A 24931-nucleotide genomic window follows, 5' to 3' on the forward strand; every position below is an offset into this window, starting at 1 on the left:
CTCGGAAGGGGTGGCCTAGGTGTGGGGGCATGGTGGCTCCTCAGGGGAGGCGGGAGAACCAGAGGAGGGATGCCAGGGCGGCCAGGAGGGCCGCGGCCAGGGCGATTCCCGCCACCAGGTTGGTGATCTCGCGGGGTTCGGTGGTCCAGCCGATCGACGACTGGAGGTCGGAGTACACGTCGCGCAACTGCTCATCGCTCTCGGCGGCGTAGAACGACCCGCTCGTCGCATCAGCGAGCCCCTGCAACGACTCCGTGTCAGCAGGGACCGGGATGTCGCGCCCTTCAAGGTTCACAGTGCCCTCAGGCGTGCCGTACGCGATCGTCGACACCGGTACGCCGGCCTGCGCCGCAGCATCAGCCGCCTCTTCGATCGGCCGCCCAGCGGTGTTCCCGCCATCGGACAGCAGCACGATCCGGCTCGGCGGCGGGTCATCCGGGTCGATCGTTCGTACCGCCTGCAGGCTGGTCCGCACTGCCTCCCCGATCGCCGTACTGTCGCTCAACTCCAGACCGTTGATCGCATCAACGGTCGCCTTGTGGTTCGTACTCGGCGTCGCCACCACAGTCGCGGTCCGAGCAAACGACACCAGCCCGACGTTGAACTTCTCCGGCAGGTCCTGCACAAACTGCACCGCCGCCTGCTGAGCCACCTCGAACCGGTTAGGCGCGACATCAGTGGCCGCCATCGAGTTGGACACGTCCATCGCGACCAGCACCGTGGCCCGCTCCCGCGGCACCCGTACGTCGGCCACCGGACGCGCGATCGCGATCGTCAGCACAGTCAACGCAGCCAGGAATGCCACTGCCGGTGCATGCCGGCGCCAACCGGGCCGCACGGGCGCGACCTTCTCCAGCATCGGCAGCGTGGCGAACCGGACGGCGTACTTGCTGCGGCGGCGCTGGGCGATCAGGTAGGCGGCGATCAGGGCCGCCACCAGCACCAGCAGCCAGAGCCACAGCGGTTGCTCGAATCTCATCGGATACCGGTCCTCCCGGTCGGATGCCGCCGGATACTCGACCGGCGACGGGCGGTGGCGAAGGCGGCGACGTCACGGACCCAGTCGGTGTCGGTCCGCAGTACGAGGTGTGCGGCGCCGGCCGCCCGAATCGCCTGGGTGGTCTGAGTGCGGTGGGCGGTCATCGCATCGGCGTAGCGCCGGCGCAGTTTGCGGTTGCCGGTCTGGACTTCGCGCCGCCGGCCGGTCTCCGGATCGACCAGGGTGAGCAGTCCGACCTCGGGCAGTTCGAGCTCGCGCGGATCCAGTACCTCGACGGCGATCACCTCGTGCCGAGCCGACAGCCGCCGCAGCGGATCCGCCCAGCCGTCGTCGTGGAAGTCGGACACGACCACCCGCAGCCCAGGTCGAGGATGCTCGCGGTTCAGCCGGGTGATCGCGCGACCGAGATCGGTCCGTGGGAACTCCCCAGGCGTTGCTCTAGGCAACGACAGCAGCGATCGCAACGACCGGCGAAGCTGAACCGAACCGGCCGCCGCAGGGAGCCGGCCTATGTCGTTGCCGATCGCAACACGAACGCCGAGCCGGTTGCCGGGGCGGTCGGCCAGCAGCCCGACCGCCCCGACGATGGCGATCGCGAGGTCCCGCTTCTCGCTGAGCGCCGTACCGAAGTCCATGCTGGCCGACGCGTCCAGCAGTGCCCAGGTCTCCAGCTCACGTTCGGCCAGCGGCGCCCGGACGTGTGGTTCCAGCGATCGCGCGGTGACGTTCCAGTCCATCCGGCGTACGTCGTCCTGACCGGCTTGGTACGGCCTGGCCTCGTTGGGTTCGCTGCCGGGACCGCTGCGCAGACCGGTGATGTCGCCGTGCAGGAACCCTTCCAGCTTCCGCTTCACCGTCAGCTCCAGCGCCCGCAGCGCCCGCTCCCGCCCGGCGAGCAGATCAAGGCCGGACATCAGGCCGCCGCGTCATCGGCCGGCACCACGTGCGGCTGCTCGATGGTGTGCAGGATGCGCGACACGACCGCCCGCGGGTCCACCCCGTCGGCAAGGGCGTCGAAGGTGAGCACCAGCCGATGCGCCATCACGTCAAGCGCGACGTCGTACACATCGGCCGGCAGGACGTAGTCCCGCCCACGCAGCAACGCCAGCGCCCGACCGGCCGCGACCAGACCGAGCGTGGCCCGCGGGCTCGCCCCGAACTCCAGTACGCCGCCCAGGTCGTGGATCCCGTACTGCGCAGGCGCCCGCGTCGCATGCACCAGGCGTACGACGTACTCCGCCACGGCGTTGTGGACGAACACGTCTTGAGTTGCCTCCTGCAACTGTGCGACCTGCTCCGGGCTGAGCACCGCGGTGGCGTGCGGCCGGTGCGCACTCATCCGCTGCAGGATGGTGAGTTCCTCGAGCGGGCTCGGGTAGTCCACCGTGATCTTCAGCAGGAACCGGTCTCGCTGGGCCTCGGGCAGTGCGTAGACGCCGTCGGACTCGATCGGGTTCTGGGTGGCGAGGACCAGGAATGGTTCGGGCAGCCGGTAGCTGGTGCCGCCGATGCTGACCTGCTGCTCGGCCATCGCCTCCAGCAAGGCAGACTGCACCTTGGCCGGCGCACGGTTGATCTCGTCGGCGAGCACGAGGTTGGCGAACACCGGGCCGAGCTCGGTGTCGAAGCCCTCGGTCGACGGCCGCCAGATCCGCGTGCCCATGATGTCGCCGGGCACCAGATCCGGGGTGAACTGCAGCCGGGCGAACCGGCCGCCGATCACCTCCGCCAGCGTCCGCACCGCCAGCGTCTTCGCGACGCCCGGGACACCTTCCAGCAGGCAGTGCCCGCGGGCGAGCAACCCGACCAGCATCCGCTCGACCAGGTGGTCCTGCCCGACGACCACCTTCTTCACTTCGAACAGTGCGTGCTCGAGAACAGCCGTCGTCATGCGTTCCCAGCCGGGTTCTGCCCAGACTCCGAGGGCTGCTGCTCCTGCCCCTGACCGCCGCCGTTCTTCTCCGGGCAGTCCTCCCGCGTCCCGTTCTGCTGCGGCGACGGGGTGGTGGCGCCGTCCTCGACGGTCACATACCCCTGTTCAGGTGCAGGGTCGTTGCCGGCCGCGTACGCGATCCCGCCGACACCGAGTGCCGCCACGGCGACCGCCGTACCGAGGATGAGCCGTTTGCCAGGGATGTTCATGGAAACTCCTTCGCTCGATTGGCGTCCAGACCATCAAAGGAGTGCGAAAACGGCAGGAAAGGCGAGCGAAAGTCCGCCGAAAGAGCAGGGCGGACGATACGGGTGATCCGGATACCTTGGTTGCGTGCGACTACTGGTGGTGGAGGACGAGGAAGGCCTGGTCAGCGCGCTGCGCTCCGGACTCGGCCGGGCCGGCTATGCCGTCGACACGGCACTGACCGGTGCCGAAGCGACAGAGAAGCTCGCGACCACGGCGTACGACCTGGCGATCCTGGACATCACGCTGCCGGACACCAGCGGTCTCGACCTGTGCCACGCCGTACGCCGGGGTGACATCGAGGTGGCGTCCGGCCGGGAACTGCGGGTGCTCATGCTGACCGCGCGCGCCTCGCTGGCGGACCGGGTCCGCGGGCTCGACGAAGGCGCGGACGACTACCTGACCAAGCCGTTCGCCCTGGTCGAGCTGCTCGCGCGGATCCGCGCGCTGCTGCGCCGCGACGTCACCAACGGCAGCACCCAGCTGCACGTCGGCGATCTGGTGCTGGACTCCTCCCGCCATCTCGCCACCCGCTCCGGCCGCGAACTCCCACTGACGTTGAAGGAGTTCGGCGTACTGCGGTATCTGATGTCGCGACCCGGGCACGTGGTCTCGGCCGAAGAACTGCTCGAGCACGTCTGGGACGAGAACGCGGACCCGTTCACGCAGAGCGTCCGGGTGACGGTCGGAACGCTGCGCCGCAAGCTCACCCAGGACGGCGAGGAACCCGTACTGGAAACGGTGATCGGCCGGGGCTACCGGCTGCGAGGTGACGCATGAAGATCCCCCGCCCGGCCTGGACCCAGACGATCCGCTTCCGGCTGACGCTGACGTACTCCGCCGTACTGATCGCGCTCTCCGCACTGTTGCTCGGCGGCGTCTACCTGACGCTGTCGCGGATCCTGGATCCGAAGCCGCTGGACCAGATCCAGGTCAACAAGGTCTACAAAGATGCCGAAGGCAACCTCAAACTCAAGCAGGGCCAGGTGATCCAGGCCGCCGAGATCTCCAGCGTCGAGTCGGCCGTGAACTACCAGACCCTGCAGACGTTGCGGAACTACTCGGCCGCGGGCATGGGCGTGCTGTTCCTGGTCAGCCTCGGCACCGGCTGGTGGCTGTCCGGCCGGGCGCTACGGCCGGTACGGCGGATCACCACGACCGCACAGGAAATCTCGGCGACCGACCTGTCCCGCCGGATCGCGCTGGGCGGACCACACGACGAGCTGCGGAACCTGTCCGACACCGTCGACGACATGCTCGGCCGGCTGGAGTCGGCGTTCGTGGCGCAACGGCAACTGGTCGACGACGCGTCGCATGAGCTGCGCAATCCGCTCGCAGTGATCCAGGCGAACGTGGATGCGGTCCTCGCGCACGACGACACGCCACCGGAGGACCGGGCCCAGGCGACCGCGATCGTGAGCCGCGCGATCCAGCGGATGACTCGCCTGGTCGAGGACCTGCTCGCCTCGGCCCGCCGGTCCTCGCCCGCGTTCGTCGACGCGGACGTCGATCTCGCCGCGATCGCGGGCGAGGCGGCCGAGGAGTACGAACTGCTCGCGGCCGACCGCGAGCTTCACGTCGTACGCCGGTTGTCGCCCGGCCCGACCGCTGCCGGGGACGCGTCGGCGTTGCGGCGCGCGGTCGACAACCTGCTCTCGAACGCGGTCCGGCTGGCGCGCGGTGGCAGTGAACTCGTGCTCGCGGTGGGCAGCCGCAACGGCTGGGCCTGGATCGCCGTCCGCGACGAGGGTCCGGGGATCGCGGCGGACGACGCCGATCGCGTCTTCGACCGCTTCTTCCGCGGCGGCCAGCGGCAGCCGCCGGCGACCATTCCCTCGACCGGTCAACGCCGGGCCGGCCTCGGCCTGGCCATCGTCCGCCAGATCGCCGAGTCCCACGGTGGCACTGTCGCACTGCACTCCGAACTCGGCATCGGCAGCACATTCATCATCTGGCTGCCCGAACGATCCCTGACCAACAGCACCCGCCGTACCCCGGCCCCACCCGACGAGGACCCTCTCGGTCCCCGACCGGGCTCAGGCCAGTAGAGCGTGGTGCAGCGCGTCCGCGTGAGCGGTGAACCAGTGGTTGGTGCGCTGAGTGAGGGCTGCTTCGCCGGTGGTCCAGCGTTGATGGAACCAGGGGTGGCCGGCTTCGGCGCCGCGGCGGACGTAGTCCATGCACCAGACGTGATTGTCGGCGGCCGCCTCGACCAGGCGCAGCCGGTCGGCTTCGGACAGACCGTAGCTGTCGGCAAAGCGGCGGAAACGGGCGAACGTCCGGCCGCGGCGGGCGTCGTGGATGTCGGCGGCCGGCCGCAGCGGGCCCCACAGCCGGATCGCGGTGGCGACGTCCCACAGCACCGAGCCCGGACCGGCGAGATCGAAGTCGATCAGCGCGACCGCGATCCCGTCCCGGAACACGATGTTGTCCAGGTTCGGGTCGTTGTGGCTGACGATGTCCTCGACGTACGCCGGGGGCACCGGCTCGGACCAGCTGAAGTCGTCGGGCCGGAAGCCGGCGACCGCCTGGTGATACTCGCGCAGCAACGCGGCGACGCTGTCCAGCGCGGCATCGGTCATCGACCAGGCCGGGTACGGCGGCGTCACCGTCTCACCGGGCAGGTACGACAACACCTCCCGCCCCTGCCCGTCGATCCCGAGGATCGTCGGCGCACCCTCGAACCCGACGTCCTCCAGGTGCCGGAGCAGCGCATGGATCGCCTCACTGTTTCCGCGCAGCGGACGGCGTACGGTATCGCGGACACGCACCACCAGTCCGCGGTTGGCGGTACCACCGAGCAGCGGGGTCTCGACCTCGACCATCAGGTCAGGTTGTCTCGTCCAGCAGGGCTCTCGCAAGTGGAGTGTGTGTGACCAGGCCGTTCACGAGCCCGCTGCGGACCGCGGCGCGCACCGCGCCGACCTTGGCCAGGCCGTACGGGATCGCGATCACCTCGTCGATCGCGTCCATCTGCTCGGCGTTGATCGCGATCACCCGATCGGTCACTCGGCTCTGCACCGGTACGCCGTCCGTGTCGACGAACACCCCGGAGATGTCGGCGACCACACCGCGCCGGAGCAGCTGATCACATGCCTTCTCGTCCATCGCGTCGTACAGCGTGGACTGGTCGGCGGCCCAGGAGCCGAGCCCGACCACGGCCTTCGTGACCGAGTCGAAGTGGCTGATCGCCTCCGCGACCTCCGGCTGCTGCCGCAACGCCCGCGCGGTCGCGGCGTCCGGCACCACCAGCGGTGCATAGAAGAGGTACGCCGCTCCGCCGGACAACCGAGCCGTATGCCGGACCAGCTCCACCGAGTTCGCCTCGACATCCGGACGGGTCAGCGCGCCGGTCAGCTGGACGACGGGGACGGGTGCGAGTGAGGTCAGCTGCTCGGTCATCGCGGTGACCGCCCGGGCCCACGCGAGACCCAGCACGTCCTCCCCGGTGACGATCTCGGACAGCAGGTCCGCGGCGGCCTTGCCGAGCTGGAGTCGCAGCGCGGCCGGGTCCTCCTCGGGCGTGTCCACGACGATCGCGCGGCGCAGGCCCAGGGACTCCTGCAGGCGAGCGGACAGATCGAGGTCGATGGCGCCCGGATGGCTGATCTCGATCCGCACCAGGCCGCTGCTGCGCGCCTGGTCGAGCAGCCTCGCCACCTTGAAGCGGCTCAGCCGGAACTCGTCGGCGATCTCCACCTTGGACCGGCCGTCGACGTAGTACCGCCGCGCGATCGACGCGGTCAGCACCAGTTGTGCCGGTCCCCCCGCCATGGGCTCCATGATGCCTCCCGCTCATATGAGCATGACTGCGCACTAGTGTTGCACAGACTCTTGACAGGTCAAGCACGTTCCCGGTTCACTCGTCCTGTGAGCAGAGGCTTGCTCAAATGAGCGGACAGGCAAAGACCCACAACCAAAAACCACAGCACCGCCTCGCTTCGCTCGGCGGGGGTGTGGGGTGAAGGAGCGGCTCGTGCCCGGACGAAGGCTCATGACTGTCGGGGTCGCACTCCTGCTGAGTGCGGTCAGCGGCTGCGCCGGCTGGGGCGGCGGCGCCGGTGGCGGCGGGACCGACAGCATCAACGTGCTGATGGTGAACAACCCGCAGATGGTCGACCTGCAGCAACTCACGGCCGACAACTTCACCAAGGAGACCGGCATCAAGGTGAACTTCACCGTGCTGCCGGAGAACGACGTCCGGGACAAGATCAGCCAGGAGTTCTCCAGCCAGGCCGGTCAGTACGACGTGGCGTCGCTGAGCAACTTCGAGATCCCGATCTACGCCAAGAGCAAGTGGATCGCGCCGCTGTCGGACTACATCGCCAAGGACCCGTCGTTCGACCAGGACGACGTACTGAAGCCGATGACACTGTCGCTGTCGGCCGACGACGGCAAGGTGTACGGCGAACCGTTCTACGGCGAGTCGTCGTTCCTGATGTACCGCAAGGACGTGCTGGCCGCCAAGGGCGTCACGATGCCGGCCAAGCCGACCTGGCAGCAGGTCGCGGACATCGCGGCCAAGGTCGACAACGCCCAGCCGGGGATGCGCGGCATCTGCCTGCGCGGCCAGCCGGGCTGGGGCCAGATCTTCGCACCGCTCACCACCGTGGTGAACACCTTCGGCGGCACCTGGTTCACCCAGGACTGGCAGGCCCAGGTGAACTCGCCGGAGTTCACCGAGGCGACCAAGTTCTACGTCGACCTGGTCCGCGCGCACGGTGAACTCGGCGCACCGCAGGCCGGCTTCACCGAGTGCCTGAACAACCTGATCCAGGGCAACGTCGCGATGTGGTACGACGCGACGTCCGCGGCCGGATCACTGGAGGCGCCGAACTCGCCGGTCAAGGGCAAGATCGGCTACGTGCCGGCGCCGGTCGTGAAGACCGACAGCTCGGGCTGGCTGTACGCGTGGTCGTGGAGCATCCAGGAAGCCAGCAAGAAGAAGGACAACGCCTGGAAGTTCATCTCCTGGGCCTCCGGCAAGGACTACGAGACGCTGGTCGGCGAGAAGCTCGGCTGGTCCCGCGTCCCGGCCGGCAAGCGGGCCTCGACGTACGACAACCCGTCGTACCTGAAGGAGGCCGCGGCGTTCGCGACGCCGACCAAGGAAGCGATCGAGACCGCCGACCCGCGCAACCCGGGCACCCAGCCGCGGCCGGCGATCGGGATCCAGTTCGTCGACATCCCGGAGTTCCCGGACCTCGGCACGCAGGTCAGCCAGGACGTGAGCTCGGCGATCGCCGGGCGGATGAGTGTGGACGAAGCGCTGAAACGCGGGCAGGAGCTCGCCGACGACGTCGCGGAGCGGTACCGCTCCCGCGCAGCGAAGTGAGGAGTGGCTGTCATGTCTGTGGACGCGAAGCCTGACACCAAGACCCAGTCCAGCCGCCACGCGCCGCCGCCGGGATCCGAGGGCGCGATGATGCGCAGGGCCGGCGACTGGGCCCGGCGTGCACCGCTGATGCCGGCGCTGGTGTTCATGATCATCGTGACCCAGCTACCGTTCGTGGTCACCATCATCGTGTCCTTCATGGACTGGAACGCCTACTACCCCGACGAGCGCGGGTTCGCCGGCATCGACAACTTCCGCCGGGTGCTGACCGACTCGAACACCCGGCACGCGATCTGGGTGACGGTCATGCTCACGGCCGGCGTCGTCCTGCTCAGCCTGGTCCTCGGGCTGCTGATCGCGCTGCTGCTGGACCGGAAGTTCCGCGGCCGGGGTGCGGTCCGGACGATGATGATCACGCCGTTCCTGGTCGTACCGGTGGCCGCCGCGCTGCTGTGGAAGCACGCGCTCTACAACCCGACGTACGGCCTGTTCAACGGCGTGCTGAAGTGGATCTTCGGTGACAACGCGCCGCAACCGGACTGGATCAGCAACCAGCCGCTGTGGTCGATCATCTTCGCGCTGGTCTGGCAGTGGACGCCGTTCATGATGCTGATCCTGCTGGCCGGCCTGCAGAGCCGTCCGCTCGATGTGATCGAGGCGGCCGGGATCGACGGCGCGAACCAGTGGGAGATCTTCCGCTACATGACGCTGCCGCACCTGCGGCAGTACCTGGAACTGTCCGCGTTGCTCGGCTCGATCTACGTCGTCCAGAACTTCGACGCCGTCTTCACCATCACCTCGGGCGGCCTGGGGACGGCGAACCTGCCGTACACGATCTACCAGACCTTCTACACCGCGCACGACTACGGCCGGGCCTCGGCCGCAGGCGTGATCGTGGTGATCGGCACGATCATCATCGCGACCCTCGCGCTGCGGTCGGTGTCCACGCTGTTCCGAGAGGAGACCGGACGATGAGTGGGCAAGTGACGATCGTGACTGGCCGGAAGAACCGGGGCGGCGGATTCGTCCTGAGCGGGGTGGCCTGGATCGTCGGCATCCTGTTCGTGCTGCCGGTGCTGTGGATGCTGCTGACGTCGTTCCACTCCGAGGAGGATGCGGCGAAGAACCCGCCGGACATCGCCGCGCCGCTCACGCTGGACGGCTACCGGGCGTTCTTCGACACCGGCCCGTGGCCGTCGATCGCGAACTCGCTGACCGCGAGCATCCTGTCCACCGCGCTGGTCATTCTGCTCGCGTTCCCGGCGGCGTACGCGCTGTCGATCCGGCCGGTGAAGAAGTGGACCGACGTGATGTTCTTCTTCCTGTCCACCAAGATGCTGCCGGTGGTGGCCGGCCTGCTGCCGATCTACCTGTTCGCGCAGTCGGTCGGGTTCCTGGACAATATCTGGCTGCTGATCATCCTCTACACCTCGATGAACCTGCCGATCGCGGTCTGGATGCTGCGCAGCTTCCTGTCCGAGGTGCCGGTGGAGATCCTCGAGGCGGCCTCGGTCGACGGTGCGTCGCTGAGCCGGACGCTGCGGTCGGTGGTCGCGCCGGTGGTGACGCCGGGGATCGCGTCGGTGGCGCTGATCTGCTTCATCTTCAGCTGGAACGAGTTGCTCTTTGCCCGAGTGCTGACCGGCACAGTGGCGCAGACGGCTCCGGTGTTCTTGACTGGGTTCGTGACCAGCCAAGGATTGTTCCTCGCCAAAGTCTGTGCCGCGTCCATCGTGGTGTCGTTGCCGGTGCTGATCGCCGGGTTCGCCGCCCAGGACAAGCTCGTCCAGGGTCTGTCGCTGGGGGCGGTCAAGTGACGGCACTGACCACCGGCGCGTTGGATGTTCTGGGCAACGACGTCGCCACACCGGGCTACGACCGTACGGCGATCAAGCCGGGCATCGTGCACTTCGGCGTCGGCGGCTTCCACCGGGCCCACCAGGCGATGTACCTGGACCGGCTGATGAACGACGGGAAGGCCCTGGACTGGGGCATCGTCGGCGTCGGCGTCCTCCCCCAGGACAGGAGGATGTACGACGTCCTGTCCGCGCAGGACCACCTGTACACGTTGGTGATCAAGCACCCGGACGGGACGCTCGAGCCGCGGGTGATCGGGTCGATCGTCGGCTACCTGTTCGCGCCGGACGACCCGTCCGCCGTACTGGACCGGCTCGTCGATCCGGCGACGCGGATCGTGTCGCTGACGATCACCGAGGGCGGCTACAACGTGAACCAGGTGACCGGTGAACTGGACACCTCCGACCCCGCGCTGGCCGCGGACCTGGAGCCGGGTGCGACGCCGGGGAGCGTGTTCGGGTTCATCGTCGAGGCGCTGGCGCGCCGGCGGGCGGCCGGGGTGCCGCCGTTCACGGTGATGTCGTGCGACAACATCCCGGGCAACGGTCACGTCGCCCGGAAGATGCTCGCCTCCTTCGCTCGGCTGAAGGATCCGGAGATCGCGGAGTTCCTCGAGACCGAGGTGCGGTTCCCGAACTGCATGGTCGACCGGATCACGCCGGTGACCACGGATGCCGACCGGGCGGCGCTGGCCGAGCGGTTCGGAATCGAGGACGGCTGGCCGGTGGTGTGCGAGCCATTCACGCAGTGGGTGCTGGAGGACGACTTCGGTGGCGACCGGCCGCCGTACGAGGATGTCGGCGTACAGATCGTCGGGGACGTCGAGCCGTACGAGCTGATGAAGTTGCGGCTGCTGAACGCGAGTCACCAGGCGTTGTGCTACCTCGGCTACCTGGCCGGGTACCGGTACGCGCACGAGGTGTGCCAGGACAAGCTGTTCGTCGACTTCCTGCTCCGCTACATGAACGACGAGGGGACGCCGACGCTGCCGCCGGTGCCCGGGGTCGACCTGGACCGGTACAAGCACCAGTTGATCGAGCGGTTCGCGAACCCGGAGGTCCGCGACACCCTGGCCCGGTTGTGCGCGGAGAGCTCGGACCGGATCCCGAAGTGGCTGCTGCCGGTCGTCCGCGAGCAACTGGCGGCCGGGCGCAGCATCACGCGGTCCGTGCTGGTGGTCGCGTCCTGGGCGCGGTACGCCGAGGCGGTCGACGAGCAGGGCGAGCCGATCGAGGTGGTGGACCGGCTGCGCGACAAGCTGGTCGAGCGGGCGCAGCACAACCGCGAGGACCCGCTGGTGTTCATCTCGGACCCGGACCTGTTCGGTGAGCTGGCCTCGAACGACGTGTTCGTGACGCAGTACACCGCGGCCCTGAAGTCGCTCCACGAGATCGGCGCCCGCGCAACTCTCGAGGGCCTCTAGTCTTGACGTCATGACTGAGTCGAGGCTGGTTGCGGGTGTGGACTGTTCCACTCAGGCGACCAAGATCGTCGTGTGCGATGCCGCGACCGGCGCCGTACTGCGGGAAGGCCGGGCACCGCACCCGGACGGGACCCAGGTGGATCCGGCCGAGTGGTGGAAGGCCTGGGAGATCGCGTCGGACGGACTGCTCGACGGGGTCGAGGCGATCTCGGTCGGCGGCCAGCAGCACGGCATGGTGCTGCTGGACGAGGCCGGCGAGGTCGTCCACCCCGCCGTGCTGTGGAACGACACCAGTTCGGCCGACGCGACCGTCGAGCTCGTCGAGGAGCTCGGTGGGCCGGGTGCGTGGGCCGAAGCCGTCGGCTCGGTCCCGGTCCCTTCGTTCACCGTGACCAAGCTGCGCTGGGTGCGGGACGCCGACGCGACTGCTCCCGGCGACGCGGCACGGCGCGAGGCCGCCGCCCGTGCGGCGGCAGTCGTCCTGCCGCATGACTGGATGACGCATCGGCTGGCGGCCGATCGGCACGGCATCGAGGGCATCACCACCGATCGCGGGGACGCGTCCGGCACCGGATGGTGGTCGCCGGCGACGAACAGCTACCGGCCGGACCTGGTCGAGCTCGCCTTCGGCCGCTCGCTGAAGCTCCCTCGGGTGGCCGGTCCGGCGGAGATCGTGGGCCACACCGCGTCCGGCGCCGTACTGGCCGCCGGCACGGGCGACAACGCGGCAGCCGCGCTCGGCCTCGACCTCCAGCCGGGAGACGTCGCCGTCTCCCTCGGCACGAGCGGTACGGCGTTCGCCCGCTCGGCCCACCCGACCGCCGACCCGACCGCCCTGGTGGCCGGCTTCGCTGACGCGACCGGCGAGTACCTACCGCTTGTCTGCACGCTGAACGCCGCCCGCGTGCTGTCCGCGACCGCCGAACTCCTCAGCCTGGACCTGGACGCCTTCAACGAGGCCGCTCTGACGTCGTCCGGCAGCAACGGGCTCGTCCTGCTGCCGTTTCTGGACGGCGAGCGTACGCCGGACCTTCCGCACTCGACCGGTCTGATCTACGGCCTCACCCGCGCCACCGCTCAGCCCGCGACCATGGCCCGCGCCGCGGTCGAAGGCCTGCTGTGTGGCCTGGCCGACGCTGTCGACGCCCTCCGCGCTCAGGACCTCCCGGTCCACCGTGTGCTTCTGCTCGGCGGAGCCGCCCGGTCCCGTGCGGTCCAAGCACTCGCACCCGCGCTCCTCGGCGCCGAGGTGATCCTCCCGGAGCCGGCCGAGTACGTCGCCCTGGGCGCTGCCCGGCAGGCCGCCTGGGCGCTGTCCGGTGCCGATGCCCCACCGACCTGGCAGGTCCCGGTCGGCAAGCCCGAGCCGTCGGTGATGTCCGACGCCGAGGCGGCGCAGGTCCGTGCCCTCTACGGCCAGGTCCTGATCAACACCGTCCCGCTGCTGTCCACGCCGTACAACCGGTAGCTCCCCCGACCCTGGGCTGACCGGGGTGTAGCGGAGAATGTGGCGGTGAGTTCGCGTGTGGTGTTGCTGGCCGGGCCTTCCGGTGCAGGGAAGTCGCGGCTGGCCGAGCTGGTCGGGCTGCCGGTGGTACGGCTCGACGACTTCTACCGCGACGGCGACGACGAGGCGATGCCCCGCTCACCGCTGGGGATCGTGGACTGGGACGACCCACGCTCCTGGGACGGCGACCGCGCGGTCACAGCCCTCGAGCAGTTGTGTACGACGGGCTTCGCCGAACTGCCGATCTACGACATCGCCGCGGACGGCACGGTCGGTCACCGCCCGGTCAGCACCGAGGGATCGCCGCTGATCATTGCCGAAGGCATCTTCGCCGACCAGATCACCGGCCGGCTGCGGGATCGCGGTCTGCTCGCCGCCGCCATCTGCATCCGGCACCACCGGCTCGTCACCTTCGCCCGGCGGTTCCAGCGCGATCTGCGCGAACACCGCAAGCCGCCGTTCACGCTGCTCCGCCGCGGCCTGCTGCTGCTCCGCGACGATCCCCAGGTGGTCCGCCGCTGCATCGAAGCCGGCTGCGAACCCCTGCACCCGAAGGCCGCGAGACGCCGGATAGAGACCTTGCTCACCGAGTCGCGATCCCTCTGATTCGCAAGGCGTTCGCCCTTCGTTCACCTTGCTCTGATGACATCTGGCCCGGAGACCTTCTGAAGCTCTCGGGGGCGAGAAGCCGGACGGAGAAACACCGTGACGCGGACTACGCCAGGCGTTGCCGCTGTAGTGACCGCACTCCTGCTGGGGTTGACCGGCTGCGGGAGCGACGCCGGATCCACGGTCGGCTCCGTGCAGACCCCGGCTGCGAAGTCCGCGGGGGCCGCGGTGCAGAAGGCGCCGAAGAGCGCGCTGGCCGGGTTGGTCGTCCTGCCCCGCGGGTACGTCGCCGACCCGCGTAGCGCCGCCGGGCCGTTCACCGCGACCACGTTCCTGGCCAACTGGTCCGCCGTACCCGCCGTCGATCGTGCGCTGCTGCTCAACGCCGGCTTCGTCGACGGCTACCGCGCGTCCCGGATCAGCGCGGACAAGAAGAAGCACTTCACCGTGCAACTGTTCAAGGCGGCCTCCGTGGCCAAGGCGAAGACACTGCAGCAGGGCTTCTGGGACCAGGACACCCACGACCACTCGTTCGGTGTCCCGGGCGCGCTCAGCGACGCCAAGGTCCAGTACGACGGCGGGACCGGGCAGTCCGAGGCGATCGCGGTGGTGAGTTTCGTGGTGAACACTCTGGTCGTCCAGCTCAGCGTCCGCCAAGCCAGTGCCCTGGGCACCGATCCCAAGCCCGACACCGCCCTGCTCAAGACCATCGCCAAGCAACAACGAGCCCGGCTCACCACCAGCAAGAGCTGACCGCCGGCCCGGACCGGGCCGGCGTACTCGTCAGCCGGCGTGGCGGGAGCGGGGTGCCGTTGCGGGCAGGATGTCCTCGATCAGGGCCTCGGTCTCGGGGCTGAGGACCAGGCCGTACCGCTGGATGCGGTCGCCGAGGGCCTCGACGATCCGCTCGGCCGCCGCCGTACCGCCGTACCGGAACTCGGCGGTCAGGAGGTCACGCCACAGCAGGTCGGAGCTGTCGGCAAGCCGCAGACCAGCCTGTACGGCGCTGACCGCACCCGCCGCGTCGTCCGCGTTCATCGCCAGCTCCCACAGCCGATGCGAGGTGTCGACGACGACGTCCGGAACCAGCCGCTCGAGATGCACCCGGGCGATCCACGAGTAGCCACCACGTGGACGGCCGCTGAGGAACGCACCACGCACCAGATGCAGGCCGCGACGCAGCAACTCGCGCTCGTCCCGGACAGTTTGGGCGGTCCGGCTGCGCCGGGCCAGCTCGGTGAAGCAGTCCCAGTCCACAGCGACCTCCGGACCCAGCGCGAGCCGGCCCGAGGCGTCCTGGCGCAGGTGGTGACCGCCGACGGTGTCGGTGCCCAGCCACTGGCGCACCCGCTCCACGGCACCGTCCCGAACCTCGGGCGTGACGCCACGCGGCCAGACCGAGGCGCCGAGCACACTCGGGTGCACGCCGCCGGGGTGCAGGGCCAGGAACGCCACGATCTCGGTGGCGAGCGGGACCCGCTCCGCCTCCAGCCGGTTGGGCGCCCGGACGTCCAGCGGTCCGAGGACGCCGATCCGCACGGTCGCGGTCGACCAGCTCGAGTCGTCGCCGATGCGGCCACTGCTCGGGAGCCGGACCCGGCTCGGCCCGGTCGGCGTCGGGGTCGGAGTCCGCGCGGCACCCAGCAGCTCGGTCAGGGAGTCGACCGTCGGCTCGGACAGCCGGCTGGCCGACAGCGTCAGGCCGAGCGCGGGGATGCGCAACGTGCCCGATTCGTCCACCCGCAACTGCCACCGCGCGCCCGGCACAGCACCGGCGACCATCAGGCCGAACCCAGCCCGCGTCCGCGCCGCCAGGGCGCCCAGCCGGTTCGCGGTGTCCTCACGCGGAGGTGCACCGAGGACGACGTACTGCGGGGCTGCCTCGGCCGAGCGGCTCACCCGGCCGGCCAGCACCTCGGTCTCCACCGTGCCCCGCTCGAGGTCCGGGATGACCGCTTCGATGTCGTCGACCACGCGCAGGCGCTCGCCGAGCACGTCCTCGATCGCCTCCGGCAGGCCGGAGGTCGTCACGCGGAGCATGTCGGTCCACGGGTTGGTTGCCAGCTGCACCGCGACCGACGTGGCGACCTCACGGGCCACCACCGGGTCACCTTCCAGGCTCAGCGCGCCGCTGGCCGCCTCGAGGTCGACCAGAACGTCACGGTCGTACTCGTCCCGGCCCAGGCAGACCAGGGCGGGGAACGGCGCGGGACCGGAAAGGTCGGTCGGGATGTCGGTCCCGGAGATCCGCCAGCGCCGGCCGTTGTCGATGTCCTGCCACGGCGCGGGCGGGTTGCCCTGGGCCGGCGCGAGCAGCAGCTCCACGCCGTCGTCGTCGACCAGCGCACCGAACAGCGGCGGCAGGGGCTGTCCGGCTGCCTCGCACTGACGCACCAGCGCACGCATCACGCGGTCGAGTGCGTCGGAGCGCTCGGGGTCCGCACCGACCCGCAGCGCCACCTCGGCTGTCGTGGCCGTTGCCTCCGGGTCACGTCCGCGGCGCCGGTACCGCTCGATCAGCAGCAGGCCGAGCAGACCAGCGCCAACCAGTCCACCGCCCAGCAGGTCGGCGGGCAGCCGCCAGCGCGAGTCCTCCTGCGCGTCGCCGGCGTGGACCGCGTGGTGGTCACCCGCCGTCGTCGTACCGGCTTCTTCGCCTTGCTGGATGGTCGGGGTCTGTGCCCCTTGCTCGACTGTCGAACCGGACTCGGTCGTGGTGGGGTTGCCGGGCTGCTCGGTGTGCGTCGTCACCGTGGCCGGCGGGGTCGCGGTCTCCAGCGGCACCCGGCTGACGCCGACGGCGTCCTCGGGCATGATCAGGTCCCACCCCGGCATGATCAGCCGGGCCAGGTGCAGGTGACTGCCGTCGGGCTGGACCCGCTCCTTGTTGAGCTCGTAGATCTCCTTGTACCGGCGGCCGTCACCGAGGTGCTTCTCGGCGATGTCCCAGAGGCTGTCGTGGTGGTGCCCGACCGGTGCCTTGACCGTGTAGACCTTCTTGCCGGCCAGCGGATTGTTCTGGTTCGTGGCCACCGTCGTGGTCGGAGCCCCGCCGAAGCGGTTGTGGTCGACCTGCGCGTTCTCCTCCGGCGCAGGCTGCTGCTGCGTCGTCGCGCTGATGGTGACCTGGGACTTGGTCTCTGTCGGCGCACCGGAACTGTGCCCGGTGGCTGCCGCTGCCTGTCCGGCCGCGATACCGGTCAGCAACAGGGCGCTGACCAGGATTCGGGCGAGTCGCTGGCTGCCACCGCCCAGCGGGACTGCCACCGGGACACCACGGCCACGGACGGCACTGGCCATCTCGGCGATCACGCACACGACGAAGTGCAGCCAGGCGATCCACACCACGGCGCGCAGCACCGTGAGCAGTGCGTCCACACCGATCGGTGCGGTCAGGTCCTCGCGGCTCGGCCAGCCCGACGGCAACGGCGGCGGGCCGGTCAGGGCCCACAGGGCCAGCGGTACGCCGATCACGAGAAGCAGGAGTGCGAGCGCGGCGAGCGCGGTCTGGCCGGCCGAGCGCGGTTCCGGCGGCCGCTCCTGAGTGAAGCGCGACGGGTCGGGTGGGCTCGCCACGAATCGGCCGGCCTTCTGCTGAGTCATGGGTGTCTCCTAGCCGATTTCGGTCTCGGGCTCGGCGACAGCGGTGCCGTGCACATCGAACTTGTTGATGCCGACCAGACCGAGGATCGCGGTGTCGACGGTGGTGTCGGCGGATACGGTCACCTGGTTGCCGTTCACGGTGACCCGGATGTTGGTGTAGCCGCGTCCGGCGAGGAAGTTGGTGGCCACCGCGCGCGCCTGGCCGGAGTCGACCACCAGTTCGCCGCGGTCGCGCAGTGCGGCCACGTCGATCGCGTTGGCGCCGGCGCGGGCGGCCTGCTCGGCGTCGTCGGTCAGCCGGCTGCGCTGGTTCAGGGCCAGACCTCCGTCGACGACCAGCCCGGCGCCGACCAGCAGGACGGCGGCGAAGCCGAGCATGAAGACGGTGGCGGATCCACGCTCACCACGCTGTCGCCCGCGGGCGACAGCGTGGTGCAGCCGCCGCAGCAGCCTGTTCATCCGGTCCTCCGGTACAGATCGATCGGGGCCGAGCTCTCGATCGTGACGGTCTTCGACCCGGGCAGCCCGATCAGGCCCAGGCCGTCGTACGAGACCTGGCAGGTGATGCTGACGGTGATGGTCCCGCCGGACACGAAGTTCCCGCTCAGGGTGGCGTTCTGGCACTGACCGACGTCCTGCAACTGGGCGTCGGCGGTGTCGACGGCGGTGGCTTGGGCAGCCGCCTCCGTCCGCTCCAGGCTGGCCGCGCGGACCGCGTCCCGGCTGGCCGCCTCGATGTCGCCGCGGACCGCGACGTACCGGCCGCCGGCCACGACGAGCATCATGAAGGCCATCATCACCGGTGCGAGCAGCACGATCTCCACCGCCATCGAACCGCGGTCGGTCCGGCGACGGCGGCGACGACCGGAGACACGGCTAAGAGTTCTCGGACGCCCTCTCAGGTCAGTTGTCCGCACGGAACTCCTCCAGTGGGCCTTGCACGACCTGGGTGACGGTCGGTGGATCGAGGAACGGCGTGATCTTCTGCGCGTGCCCGGTGACCTCGACCCGCACCTGATCGGCGCCGACCGGTGTCACCGTCACCTGCGCGTCCTCCAGGATTCCCTGGCCGATGTGGTCGGTGTAGGCGCGGCCGGCTGCCTCCGCCTTGCCCCGGTCGAGCGAGGTCCGGGCCACCCGGGCCGCCTCCCGCGCCGCGGCCGAGGCCGCCTGGTTGCCCAGGTAGATCAGCGAGAACTGGATGGTCAGGAAGATCGCCAGCATCAGGATCGGCGCGTACAGAACCAGCTCGACGCTGCTCGCGCCGCGCTCGTCCCGCCGTGCACGGGTGCACCTGCCCCGGATCGCCCGGGCCCACCGCCGAACCGTCATCGCCGTCGGTCAGCCCAGGTCCAGGCTGTCGGCCTTTTTGGTCAGCTTGTCCAGGATGATCTTGCCGACGGCCAGCGCGACACCGATCAGCAGCGCCGAGATCAGCACCCACTCCAGCGCCGAGGCACCACCCTCGAGCCGGCGGGCACGCTGGATGCGCGCGGCGATGAAGACCCGCATGAACATGACGGTCGGGTTGTTGGGGTTGAACATCATCATTTTCCCTCCTCGGGACCGGTGGGACGGTTCACAGTCCGACCACCCGGGCAACAGCTGGATACGTCAGGAAGAGCAGGAAGCCGACACAGAGCAACATCTGGGCCATCAACATGGACTGGGACCGCGCCTGGGCACGGCCTTCGGTGTCGGCCAGTTCGCGCCGGCGCATCGACACAGCACGGGCGACCAGCGAGTCGCGCACCTTGGCGCCGTCCTCGGCGACCAGGGCGAGTGCGGCCGACAGGTCACGTAGTTCGTCGATCGCGAGTTCGTCACCGAGCTCGCCGAGTGCCGCCCACGGGGTGACCCCCTGCAGCCTGGCGGTCTCCAACGTGTCCCGGATCCGGACGAACGCCCAGCCGTCGCTGATCCCGGACGCCGACGACAACGCCTCCGGCACACCGCGGCCGCCGGCCAGGTTCATCGCGACCAGGTCGAGGAAGGCGCTGACCACATGGCGGAAGTCACGGCGCCGGTCCGCGGCCTTGGTCCGCAGCTGGAGTGTCGGCAGGATGGCACCGACCACCGCGCCGACGATCCCGAGCCAGATCGGCACGAAGCCCGGCAGGCCGGCGCCGACGATGCTCAGCGGAATCAGCATCACCGTCGGGGCGACGAAACCCACCACGGCGCCGACGAGGCTGGTGGCCAGATGCGTCTCCAGCGACCGGCCGGCGATGCCCAGATCGGCCGACAGCGACACCGGCACCCGGATGCCTCGCGCCTCGAGCGCGCGGCGCATGCCGGAGCCCAGCCGCCGCATCCGCAGCGACTCCTCCTGGTGCCGCCGGTCGGCCGTGAGGCTGACCTCGTTGCGGTACCGGCGCATGTCCGCGTCGAGTTGCAAGAGGCCGGCCGCACCGCTGGGCGCGGAGTTGCCGACCAGACGGATCAGGACCAGCACACCGAGTCCGGCCAGAGCGCCGCCGAGCATGACGAGCGTCATCCGCGACCACCTCCGTCCGGCACCCGGTCCCTGGCATGCAGGAAGCGTTGCGGTGTCTCGAAGCTGGCCAGCCGGCGCAGCCACAGGAAGCCGACCGCGAACAACCCGAGGATCGTCATCAGCACGAGCTGACCCAGTGCCGTCGAGTACGGCTCGACGTACTTGCGGTTGAACAGCGACAGGCCGAGCACGAACGCCACGGTCACGACCATGACGATCTGCACACTGCGCCGAGTACTACGGCGGCCGGCGTTGACCCGCTGCCGCATCTCGACGGCGGCACGGGCCGACTCCGACAACGAGCTCAGTACGTCGCGCAGGCCCGGGCCGCGCAGACGCGCGTTCAGGATCAGCGCGGCGACGATGAGGTCGACACTGGAGTCGTTCATCTCGTCGGCGAACCTTTGCAACGCCTGCGGTAGTGGCACACGCACCCTGAGACGGTCCGCGAGTGCGGTCAGTTCCGTCTGGATCGCGGGAGATGCCGCGTACGCCGTCGCCGGGATCGCCTGCTCGAGGCCGACGGCTCCGGCCACGGTGTCACGCAGGGACTCCGTCCAGGCCGCCAATCCCTCCAGCCGCGCGATCGCCTTCGACTCCGCCGCCGCGCCACCGAACAGGGCCGGCCAGGCGAACGCCAGCGCCCCGGTCGCCGCGGCGGCGACGGGCCACTGGGTCAGCAACAGCACCAGCAGCGCCGCACCGACCGCGATCGGGAGCCGCGTGCCCGCGGTCCGCAGATGGGTGACGATCGACGACGGCCCCCGCATCACCTCGGGTCCGGTCTGCGGGATCAGCGCCCAGACGAGCATCAGGATCGCGCCGCCGATGACCGCACCCAGCAGCACGATCAGCATCAGGTCCAGGGACGGGACGGTCACGACGCCCACCCAGCCGGAGCGCTCGCTTGGTACCCGGCCGCTTGGAGCTCGGCCAGGCAACTGATCGGCGCGGCCGGCTGGACCATGCCGTCGGGCCCGGCCTGGAAGATCTCGCTGGACAGCACCCGGCCGTCCACGCCGTTGACCTCGCGGACCGAGGTGATGATCCGGCGCAGCCCGCCACCGGAGGAGAAGTCGTTGCGTCGTTCAACGAACACGACGAAGTCGATCGCGCCCGCGATCAGCATCATGGTGGCATCGGCCGGCAGCCGCTCGGCCGACTGGATCGCGTAGGTGCAGATGCGGTTGAACACCTCGAGCGACGAGTTCGCGTGGATGGTCGACAGCGAGCCGTCGTTGCCCTGGCTCATCGCGTTCAGCATGGTGACGATCTCGTCGCCGAGCACCTCGCCGACGATCACCCGGCTCGGGTTCATTCGCAGCGAACGGCGGACCAGCTCGGCCATCACGATGGCGCCCTGGCCCTCGCTGTTCGGCAGCCGCTCCTCGGTCGCCAGCACGTTCGGGTGCAGGTCCTCGAACTCGCCGAGGCCCAGCTCCAGCGAGCGCTCGACCGTGATCAGGCGCTCGTCCGGCGGGATCTCGTTGGCCAGCGCCCGCAGCAGCGTCGTCTTCCCGGCGTTCGTGGCGCCCGCGATCATGATGTTCTTGCGGGCCGCGACGGCGGCGGACAGGAACGACGCCAGGTCCGGAGTCATCGTGCCGTACTCGATCAGCATCTCCAGCGACACCCGGGTCAGCCGGGCGCGACGGATCGAGACCGACGGGCGGGGGCAGACACCCATCAGCGCCGACAACCGGCTGCCGTCGGGCAGCCGCAGGTCGAGCTGCGGGTTGGCCGAGTCGAACGGCCGGCTGGCCAGGCCGGAGTACGCCGCCAGCGTCTGGATCAGCTCGACCAGCTCGTCGTCGGACTCGGCGACCGGATCGCCCAGCTCCTCACGGCCGTCGGCGAACCCGATGAAGACCCGGTCGCAGCCGTTGATGTCGATGTTCTCCACCATCGGGTCGTCGAGCAGCGGCTGCAGCCGGCCGACGCCGAACAGTGCGGCATGGATGCCGTCGGCAAGGTCATGCTCCTCGGACGCACCCGGTGGGGTCCGGCCGGCGGCGATCTCGGCCCGGGCGTGCGTCTCCAGCACCCGGCCGACAACCGCGCGCGCGAACTGGCGCTCGTCCTCCGCGGACATCTGCGGCAGGCCGTTGGCGGCGTCCTCGCGGCGCTGCCGGGCCAGGACCTCGGCGACCTCTTCGCGGAGGCGGCGTACCAGCGACTGGTCCATCAGGCGACACCCCATTCCGCGTTCTGTGGCGTCGGCGCCGGGCGGCCCAGCCGGTGCAGCCGCTCGGCCACCTCGGCACCCGACCGCACCAGCAGCGACTTGCGGGCCCGGTGGCCGTCGCCCAGCCGGATGGCCTCGGCGGCCTTCTCGTCCTCGGCGATGATGCCCAGCACGGAGACCGGCAACCGCGAGCGCTCCAGGATCGACTGCACGTCCCCGGTCACCCGGCCGTCGCGGTACGACGCGACCAGAGCGACGCCCACCGGGACCGCCTCGTACTGGCCGAACTGGAGCACGTCGGCGAAGCTGTGCAGCCGCTCCCGCAGGTGCGCGAGCCCCTCGACCGTCGGACGGGCCACGATCAGTACGGCGTCCGCGTTCTGCAGCACCGGCACGGTCGCGGAGCCCGGCATCAGCCGGCCGCAGTCCGCGATCACGTCGCGGCCCTCGGGGTCCGAGCGCAGCAGTCGGGCCAGGTGCAACCAGGCCGGGCCGAGGCCTTGCACCTGGCTCGGCGACGTCACGCCGGTCAGCACCTGCAGGCCGCCGGAGACGCGCTGCACGTGGTCGGTCAGCAGCGCCTCGCCGCTACCCCGGCGGACGCCGGCGCCCAGCGACAGCAGGCCCCGATCCGGGTCGAGCGGCGCACCCGCCTCGTCCCGGTACCGCAGTGCGACATCGCCTCCGGCCGGGTCGAGGTCCGCCAGCACCGGCTCCACCGGCCACGCGCCGGCCAGCACCACAGACGTCGTGGTCACCCCCGGCGAGCCCTTCGCCGAGGCGATGACGTACAAGCCCATCTACTTGTCTCCCAGTGACGTGCCGCTCTTCAGCAGCGCGACCGCGATCCGGTTGTTGCCTGAGGCATCGGTGATCTTCGTGACGTCGGCCCGGTCGACCAGCATCGTCGCGGTCTGCGCGTCGGCAGTGTCCTTGCCCAGGCCACTGCCCTCGTCGGCGGACTGCGGCGAGTCCAGCACGACGGCGTCGCCCAGCTCGGTCGCCGGCGTGTTGCCCTGGCCGATCTTGATCAGCCGGACCTCGTCGCCGGGCATCAGCCCGGTGGCCGGCACCCGGCCGTCGAGCAGCACGACGCCGACCGCGGCTTTGTCGTCGGAGATCGGGGAGGACCTGGTGGTCTGCAATCCGTCGAGCAACTGGCCCTTGACCAGGTTGACCTTGGCGTACCTGCCGAGGATCTTGTCGACGTCGTCGGCCGGGATCAGGTTCAGGTTGTCACCGGACACCCGGGTCTGGGCCAGGTCCTCCTTGGTGATCTTCGAGCCGACGCTGACGTCGCGCGCCACCTGCACCACCGCGACCCGTTCGTCCATCCGGACCGCGAGCACACCGGCGATCAGCGCGCCGCCGACGATCAGCAGAGCCGCGAGCGCTGCGAGCGTCGGCCGGCGCCGTTTGGACGCGGTCGGCAGTCTTCCGCCCGGACTACGGTTCGAGGCTCGGTTGGCACGCTGGCGCTGCCGGTCGACCATCTCGGTGCCGGTGGTGGACATCTGCCCTACTTCCTTCTGGATCCTTCGCGGGCCGTTCCGGCACCGGATTCGGCGCTAAGCCCTCGTCTGGCAGCCTCTGACCTTACCGTCTGTCCGGGGTCATCTCGCACCGGACCCGAGGTCCCGAAACGGGCACCCTCAGCACCCTTGATCTTACTCTCCGTCATCGATTTTCGGGGTCATCCGGACGGTGGACCCGCGCGATGATCGAATGGCCGGTATGGCGGATCGCGTGGAGCAACGCATCGCGGCGGGACGCGCTGCCCGCGCGGAGCTGCAGCCGCTGAGCGAGACGATCCACCGGCTGCAGCGCCGAATGGACAACCTGTACGGCGAGACCAGGCACTGGGACAAGAAAGTTGCCCACGGCTACGACCAGTTGGACCGGCTGGAACGGAAGACCGGATCCTGGCTCGGATCACTGTTCGGCCGCGGCCAGGAACAGCAACTCGAGGACCTCCGCGCGGAGCTCTACGAGGCCGAGGACCGGTACGACGACGCCCGCCGCCGGTTCGAGGAGACGCGCACCGAACTGGACGACGCGCGAGCCCGGCACGACGACCTGCAGCTGGTCGCCGACGACTACGTGGCCGCGCTGGACGACAAGGAATCCGGCCTACTCACGGCCGGGGACGACACCGCCGACCGCCTGCGTGTGATCGGCACCGAACTCGAGGACCTCGCCGTACGCCTGCGTGAGACCGACGACCTGCTCACCAGCGTCGGGTGGTCGGATCGCGCCCTGGACACCCTCGAGTTCCTGGTGGGCCGGGCGACGGTGGCGGCCGCGAGCGACCTGGCAGGCGGCGGAATCTTGTCCGGCAAGGCGAAGTTCGACGAACTGCAGGCTGTTGACGGCGCCGCGGCGTACGCCGATCGCTGCGTGCTGAAGCTGAGCGACGAGCTCCGGACGTACGGCGAACGCCGGCCACTGCGATCCGGGCAGCCGCTGGACGCCGGCGCTCGCCTGCTTGACGTCTGGCTGGATCGCCCTGGTCTCGACGTGAAGGCTTTCGTCCTCGTACTGCAGACGCGCAAGCAGATCCCCCGCACCCGAGACGTGGTGCGCCAGGTGGCCGACGACCTCGCGGTCCGCCGGACCGAGATCCTCGCCGAGACCGACGCGCTCACCGCCGAACGGACCGCCCTGCTGTCCGGCTGAACCCGCGCCCCCTGCACGGTCCTAGACTGCGGAGGTTCGAGAGGCCGATGAGGGAGCCCT

At 69.9% G+C, this 24931-nt stretch carries 26 protein-coding genes; 10 read left to right on the forward strand and 16 right to left on the reverse strand.

The features are described 5' to 3' along the window. Positions 1 to 40 precede the first annotated feature (40 nt). From E0H75_RS29465 to E0H75_RS29480, 4 genes are read right to left on the reverse strand one after another with little or no spacing between them, the layout of a single operon-like run. On the reverse strand, positions 41 to 979 hold the full coding sequence (locus E0H75_RS29465) for a VWA domain-containing protein (RefSeq protein ID WP_131516943.1): 939 nt from the start codon (positions 977 to 979) through the stop codon (positions 41 to 43). After that, a complete protein-coding gene (locus E0H75_RS29470) occupies positions 976 to 1914 on the reverse strand; it encodes a DUF58 domain-containing protein (protein ID WP_131516944.1) in 939 nt (312 codons plus the stop codon). Before E0H75_RS29470 ends, E0H75_RS29465 begins: the two co-directional genes overlap by 4 nt. After that, entirely contained in the window at positions 1914 to 2891 is a 978-nt protein-coding gene (locus E0H75_RS29475; protein ID WP_131516945.1) for an AAA family ATPase, read from the reverse strand. Before E0H75_RS29475 ends, E0H75_RS29470 begins: the two co-directional genes overlap by 1 nt. Then, a complete protein-coding gene (locus E0H75_RS29480; RefSeq protein WP_131516946.1) occupies positions 2888 to 3142 on the reverse strand; it encodes a hypothetical protein in 255 nt (84 codons plus the stop codon). The genes E0H75_RS29475 and E0H75_RS29480 overlap by 4 nt, the downstream gene beginning before the upstream one ends. Positions 3143 to 3266: 124 nt before the next feature. Here E0H75_RS29480 and E0H75_RS29485 point away from each other — a divergent pair, with 124 nt between their 5' ends. Beyond that, positions 3267 to 3959, forward strand: coding sequence for a response regulator transcription factor (locus E0H75_RS29485; protein ID WP_131516947.1), 693 nt, complete (start codon positions 3267 to 3269; stop codon positions 3957 to 3959). After that, the gene (locus E0H75_RS29490; RefSeq protein WP_131516948.1) at positions 3956 to 5227 is read left to right on the forward strand and encodes a sensor histidine kinase; all 1272 of its coding nucleotides are present in this window, start codon (positions 3956 to 3958) and stop codon (positions 5225 to 5227) included. The genes E0H75_RS29485 and E0H75_RS29490 overlap by 4 nt, the downstream gene beginning before the upstream one ends. Here the strand turns inward: E0H75_RS29490 and E0H75_RS29495 are convergent. Both E0H75_RS29495 and E0H75_RS29500 read right to left on the reverse strand, forming a co-directional pair. Continuing rightward, on the reverse strand, positions 5216 to 6004 hold the full coding sequence (locus E0H75_RS29495) for a phosphotransferase (protein ID WP_131516949.1): 789 nt from the start codon (positions 6002 to 6004) through the stop codon (positions 5216 to 5218). The two genes, E0H75_RS29490 and E0H75_RS29495, sit on opposite strands and share 12 nt — an antisense overlap. Positions 6005 to 6008: 4 nt before the next feature. Continuing rightward, positions 6009 to 6953: a sugar-binding transcriptional regulator gene (locus tag E0H75_RS29500; RefSeq protein ID WP_202873229.1), complete on the reverse strand. Its 945-nt coding sequence runs from the start codon at positions 6951 to 6953 to the stop codon at positions 6009 to 6011. 220 nt (positions 6954 to 7173) lie between these two features. Here E0H75_RS29500 and E0H75_RS29505 point away from each other — a divergent pair, with 220 nt between their 5' ends. The 7 genes from E0H75_RS29505 (at position 7174) to E0H75_RS29535 (ending at position 14663) form a co-directional block, all read left to right on the forward strand. Next, entirely contained in the window at positions 7174 to 8514 is a 1341-nt protein-coding gene (locus tag E0H75_RS29505; protein WP_131516950.1) for an ABC transporter substrate-binding protein, read from the forward strand. Positions 8515 to 8526: 12 nt separating this feature from the next. Further along, complete coding sequence (locus tag E0H75_RS29510) at positions 8527 to 9489, forward strand: carbohydrate ABC transporter permease (RefSeq protein WP_131516951.1); 963 nt, start codon at positions 8527 to 8529, stop codon at positions 9487 to 9489. Next, positions 9486 to 10331, forward strand: a complete 846-nt coding sequence (locus tag E0H75_RS29515) for a carbohydrate ABC transporter permease (RefSeq protein WP_131516952.1) — start codon at positions 9486 to 9488, stop codon at positions 10329 to 10331. Before E0H75_RS29510 ends, E0H75_RS29515 begins: the two co-directional genes overlap by 4 nt. After that, positions 10328 to 11794, forward strand: a complete 1467-nt coding sequence (locus E0H75_RS29520) for a mannitol dehydrogenase family protein (RefSeq protein WP_131516953.1) — start codon at positions 10328 to 10330, stop codon at positions 11792 to 11794. The genes E0H75_RS29515 and E0H75_RS29520 overlap by 4 nt, the downstream gene beginning before the upstream one ends. A 10-nt stretch (positions 11795 to 11804) precedes the next feature. Further along, a complete protein-coding gene (locus tag E0H75_RS29525) occupies positions 11805 to 13262 on the forward strand; it encodes an FGGY family carbohydrate kinase (RefSeq protein WP_131516954.1) in 1458 nt (485 codons plus the stop codon). Positions 13263 to 13307: 45 nt separating this feature from the next. Further along, on the forward strand, positions 13308 to 13907 hold the full coding sequence (locus E0H75_RS29530) for a uridine kinase family protein (RefSeq protein ID WP_131516955.1): 600 nt from the start codon (positions 13308 to 13310) through the stop codon (positions 13905 to 13907). A gap of 99 nt (positions 13908 to 14006) precedes the next feature. Further along, positions 14007 to 14663 (forward strand): hypothetical protein, encoded by a 657-nt coding sequence (locus E0H75_RS29535; RefSeq protein ID WP_131516956.1) that lies wholly within the window; start codon positions 14007 to 14009, stop codon positions 14661 to 14663. Between the two features lie 30 nt (positions 14664 to 14693). Here the strand turns inward: E0H75_RS29535 and E0H75_RS29540 are convergent, their stop codons facing one another. The 10 genes from E0H75_RS29540 to E0H75_RS29585 all read right to left on the reverse strand — a co-directional run bounded on the left by E0H75_RS29540 (position 14694) and on the right by E0H75_RS29585 (position 23709). Beyond that, positions 14694 to 17513, reverse strand: a complete 2820-nt coding sequence (locus E0H75_RS29540) for an AfsR/SARP family transcriptional regulator (protein ID WP_131516957.1) — start codon at positions 17511 to 17513, stop codon at positions 14694 to 14696. 9 nt (positions 17514 to 17522) lie between these two features. Beyond that, positions 17523 to 17972 carry a TadE/TadG family type IV pilus assembly protein gene (locus E0H75_RS29545; protein ID WP_131516958.1) on the reverse strand — a complete coding sequence of 150 codons (450 nt, stop codon included), beginning with the start codon at positions 17970 to 17972 and terminating at the stop codon, positions 17523 to 17525. Further along, positions 17969 to 18343 carry a TadE/TadG family type IV pilus assembly protein gene (locus E0H75_RS29550; protein WP_131516959.1) on the reverse strand — a complete coding sequence of 125 codons (375 nt, stop codon included), beginning with the start codon at positions 18341 to 18343 and terminating at the stop codon, positions 17969 to 17971. Before E0H75_RS29550 ends, E0H75_RS29545 begins: the two co-directional genes overlap by 4 nt. A gap of 73 nt (positions 18344 to 18416) precedes the next feature. Next, entirely contained in the window at positions 18417 to 18845 is a 429-nt protein-coding gene (locus E0H75_RS29555; RefSeq protein ID WP_131516960.1) for a TadE/TadG family type IV pilus assembly protein, read from the reverse strand. 9 nt (positions 18846 to 18854) lie between these two features. After that, complete coding sequence (locus E0H75_RS29560) at positions 18855 to 19064, reverse strand: hypothetical protein (protein WP_238163343.1); 210 nt, start codon at positions 19062 to 19064, stop codon at positions 18855 to 18857. A gap of 28 nt (positions 19065 to 19092) precedes the next feature. After that, complete coding sequence (locus tag E0H75_RS29565; RefSeq protein WP_131352826.1) at positions 19093 to 20010, reverse strand: type II secretion system F family protein; 918 nt, start codon at positions 20008 to 20010, stop codon at positions 19093 to 19095. After that, the gene (locus tag E0H75_RS29570) at positions 20007 to 20891 is read right to left on the reverse strand and encodes a type II secretion system F family protein (RefSeq protein ID WP_238163344.1); all 885 of its coding nucleotides are present in this window, start codon (positions 20889 to 20891) and stop codon (positions 20007 to 20009) included. Before E0H75_RS29570 ends, E0H75_RS29565 begins: the two co-directional genes overlap by 4 nt. Continuing rightward, positions 20888 to 22195, reverse strand: a complete 1308-nt coding sequence (locus E0H75_RS29575; protein ID WP_131516961.1) for a TadA family conjugal transfer-associated ATPase — start codon at positions 22193 to 22195, stop codon at positions 20888 to 20890. The genes E0H75_RS29570 and E0H75_RS29575 overlap by 4 nt, the downstream gene beginning before the upstream one ends. After that, the gene (locus E0H75_RS29580) at positions 22195 to 22995 is read right to left on the reverse strand and encodes a CpaE/TadZ family protein (protein WP_131516962.1); all 801 of its coding nucleotides are present in this window, start codon (positions 22993 to 22995) and stop codon (positions 22195 to 22197) included. Before E0H75_RS29580 ends, E0H75_RS29575 begins: the two co-directional genes overlap by 1 nt. Further along, positions 22996 to 23709 (reverse strand): SAF domain-containing protein, encoded by a 714-nt coding sequence (locus tag E0H75_RS29585; RefSeq protein WP_131516963.1) that lies wholly within the window; start codon positions 23707 to 23709, stop codon positions 22996 to 22998. 220 nt (positions 23710 to 23929) lie between these two features. On the opposite strand from E0H75_RS29585, the gene E0H75_RS29590 reads away from it, so the two are divergent. Then, positions 23930 to 24871 (forward strand): coiled-coil domain-containing protein, encoded by a 942-nt coding sequence (locus tag E0H75_RS29590; RefSeq protein WP_131516964.1) that lies wholly within the window; start codon positions 23930 to 23932, stop codon positions 24869 to 24871. Positions 24872 to 24931: the final 60 nt, after the last annotated feature.

Source organism: Kribbella capetownensis (genome assembly GCF_004331485.1).
GTDB classification, from domain to species: domain Bacteria; phylum Actinomycetota; class Actinomycetes; order Propionibacteriales; family Kribbellaceae; genus Kribbella; species Kribbella capetownensis.

Bases quoted from the DNA above. Each gene is read 5' to 3' on its own strand.
- E0H75_RS29575 (WP_131516961.1), bottom strand. From the start codon at position 22,195: ATGGACCAGTCGCTGGTACGCCGCCTCCGCGAAGAGGTCGCCGAGGTC.
- E0H75_RS29470 (WP_131516944.1), bottom strand. From the start codon at position 1,914: ATGTCCGGCCTTGATCTGCTCGCCGGGCGGGAGCGGGCGCTGCGGGCG.
- E0H75_RS29525 (WP_131516954.1), top strand. From the start codon at position 11,805: ATGACTGAGTCGAGGCTGGTTGCGGGTGTGGACTGTTCCACTCAGGCG.
- E0H75_RS29590 (WP_131516964.1), top strand. From the start codon at position 23,930: ATGGCGGATCGCGTGGAGCAACGCATCGCGGCGGGACGCGCTGCCCGC.
- E0H75_RS29515 (WP_131516952.1), top strand. From the start codon at position 9,486: ATGAGTGGGCAAGTGACGATCGTGACTGGCCGGAAGAACCGGGGCGGC.
- E0H75_RS29560 (WP_238163343.1), bottom strand. From the start codon at position 19,064: ATGATGATGTTCAACCCCAACAACCCGACCGTCATGTTCATGCGGGTC.
- E0H75_RS29555 (WP_131516960.1), bottom strand. From the start codon at position 18,845: ATGACGGTTCGGCGGTGGGCCCGGGCGATCCGGGGCAGGTGCACCCGT.
- E0H75_RS29580 (WP_131516962.1), bottom strand. From the start codon at position 22,995: ATGGGCTTGTACGTCATCGCCTCGGCGAAGGGCTCGCCGGGGGTGACC.
- E0H75_RS29585 (WP_131516963.1), bottom strand. From the start codon at position 23,709: ATGTCCACCACCGGCACCGAGATGGTCGACCGGCAGCGCCAGCGTGCC.
- E0H75_RS29565 (WP_131352826.1), bottom strand. From the start codon at position 20,010: ATGACGCTCGTCATGCTCGGCGGCGCTCTGGCCGGACTCGGTGTGCTG.
- E0H75_RS29505 (WP_131516950.1), top strand. From the start codon at position 7,174: ATGACTGTCGGGGTCGCACTCCTGCTGAGTGCGGTCAGCGGCTGCGCC.
- E0H75_RS29500 (WP_202873229.1), bottom strand. From the start codon at position 6,953: ATGGCGGGGGGACCGGCACAACTGGTGCTGACCGCGTCGATCGCGCGG.
- E0H75_RS29550 (WP_131516959.1), bottom strand. From the start codon at position 18,343: ATGGCGGTGGAGATCGTGCTGCTCGCACCGGTGATGATGGCCTTCATG.
- E0H75_RS29465 (WP_131516943.1), bottom strand. From the start codon at position 979: ATGAGATTCGAGCAACCGCTGTGGCTCTGGCTGCTGGTGCTGGTGGCG.
- E0H75_RS29495 (WP_131516949.1), bottom strand. From the start codon at position 6,004: ATGGTCGAGGTCGAGACCCCGCTGCTCGGTGGTACCGCCAACCGCGGA.
- E0H75_RS29545 (WP_131516958.1), bottom strand. From the start codon at position 17,972: ATGAACAGGCTGCTGCGGCGGCTGCACCACGCTGTCGCCCGCGGGCGA.
- E0H75_RS29480 (WP_131516946.1), bottom strand. From the start codon at position 3,142: ATGAACATCCCTGGCAAACGGCTCATCCTCGGTACGGCGGTCGCCGTG.
- E0H75_RS29490 (WP_131516948.1), top strand. From the start codon at position 3,956: ATGAAGATCCCCCGCCCGGCCTGGACCCAGACGATCCGCTTCCGGCTG.
- E0H75_RS29510 (WP_131516951.1), top strand. From the start codon at position 8,527: ATGTCTGTGGACGCGAAGCCTGACACCAAGACCCAGTCCAGCCGCCAC.
- E0H75_RS29540 (WP_131516957.1), bottom strand. From the start codon at position 17,513: ATGACTCAGCAGAAGGCCGGCCGATTCGTGGCGAGCCCACCCGACCCG.
- E0H75_RS29475 (WP_131516945.1), bottom strand. From the start codon at position 2,891: ATGACGACGGCTGTTCTCGAGCACGCACTGTTCGAAGTGAAGAAGGTG.